General features: G+C 64.0%; 1 protein-coding gene. It reads left to right on the top strand.

The features are described 5' to 3' along the window. The first annotated feature begins 165 nt into the window (after positions 1 to 165). On the top strand, positions 166 to 1,098 hold the full coding sequence (locus FJ930_RS29895) for an IS110 family transposase (RefSeq protein ID WP_141841184.1): 933 nt from the start codon (positions 166 to 168) through the stop codon (positions 1,096 to 1,098). Positions 1,099 to 1,135: the final 37 nt, after the last annotated feature.

The raw sequence follows: 1,135 nt of genomic DNA, 5'->3' as shown, positions 1-1,135 counted from the left end.
TTTGCCGAATCCGTTATGATGGCGGGAGCGGTGGCGGACGAGAGGCCGACGCATCTTTGGGCCATGAAGCCCGTGGGAGAGCTTGGTTCTTCGTCCGCCGTTCCATCGAACCCGAACAGTCGCCTGGGCCGCAAGCGAAGCCCGATTAGGCAAGGATGGGATAGGATGGACGCGCATTTTGTGGGGATCGACGTTTCGAAGGACTGGCTGGACGTGCACATCCTGCCTTCGGGCGAGAGTGTTCGTGTTTCCAATGACAGTGAGGGCGTCGCGCGGCTGAAGGGCCAACTCGATGCGCTAAAGCCCGAGCGCGTGGCGCTCGAGGCAACGGGCGGTCTGGAGACACTGGTCACGGCGGAGCTGTCGGCGGCTGGCCAGCCGGTGGTGATCATCAATCCCGCGCAAGTGCGCTCGTTCGCTGGCGCGCTTGGCAAGCGGGCCAAGACCGATGCCATCGATGCTGCTGTGATCGCCGCCTTTGCGAGCGCCATGCGACCTGAACTGCGGCCCCTGCCGGATGCCGAAACCCGGCTGCCTGCCGACCTCGTTGCCCGGCGGCGGCAGATCGTGGCCATGATCGTGGCCGAGGAGAACCGCGCCAGGGCTGCAACCGCCAAGCAGACCCAGAAGAGCATCAAGCGGCTGCTGGCGGCGCTGAGGCGGGAACTGGAAAGCGTCAACGAGGATATGGACGCTCATATCCGCAAGTCGCCATTGTGGCTGGTGCGCCAGGACTTGCTAACCTCCATGCCCGGTATCGGACCCACCGTGGCAAGAACCCTCATTGCCGAGCTGCCCGAACTCGGCAGCCTCGACCGCCGCCAGGTCGCGGCGCTCGCCGGCCTTGCCCCCTTCACGCGACAGTCCGGTGTCTGGCGCGGCAAGAGCTTTATCAGCGGCGGCAGGAGCAGCGTGCGTTCGGCTCTGTTCATGGCCGCCCTCGTCGCCATTCGCCATAACCCGGTTCTCAAGGCCTTCCGCGATCGCCTCGTCGCTGCCGGAAAGCCCAAGATCGTCGCCGTTACCGCTACAATGCGAAAACTGCTCACAATCCTCAACGCCATGATCAGGGACCAAAAACCATGGCAACCCGCTTGAAATCCAAGACAGTCGCTCTCCCCGTATAGTGACGGGG

Source organism: Mesorhizobium sp. B2-4-15, assembly GCF_006658505.1.
In the GTDB taxonomy this organism is placed as follows: Bacteria; Pseudomonadota; Alphaproteobacteria; order Rhizobiales; family Rhizobiaceae; genus Mesorhizobium.
Note: the sequence above shows the minus strand (reverse complement) of the source record. Positions and strands in the feature narration are given on the sequence as shown.